This window comes from Actinoplanes sp. KI2 (assembly GCF_025630775.1).
Classification (GTDB): domain Bacteria; phylum Actinomycetota; class Actinomycetes; order Mycobacteriales; family Micromonosporaceae; genus Actinoplanes.
On sequence record NZ_JAOSZE010000193.1, the window covers coordinates 1 to 262 of the forward strand.

The following is a 262-nucleotide window of genomic DNA, read 5'->3' on the forward strand; positions in this document are numbered from 1 at the left end:
CGTGCTGCTGGAGATGTACCGCGAGGCGAGGACCCGGCTGGGCGACCCGGTGGCGGCCTGGGCCGAGATCACCGGGGACCCGGCCAAGGCGCGGCGCTACAAGTCGGTGCGTGGCAAGGGCGGCCTGGTCCGGGCGACCTGGGCGGAGGCCACCGAGCTCATCGCGGCCGCGCACGTGCACACCATCAAGGCGCACGGCCCGGACCGGCTGGCCGGGTTCTCCCCGATCCCGGCCATGTCGATGGTGTCGCACGCGGCCGGC

The 262-nt window shown here is 75.2% G+C and carries 1 protein-coding gene; it reads left to right on the forward strand.

The genetic code is table 11. From position 1 onward, the window contains the following. On the forward strand, window positions 1-262 hold a 262-nt coding region (locus ODJ79_RS46930), incomplete at both ends, for a molybdopterin-dependent oxidoreductase (RefSeq protein WP_263030226.1).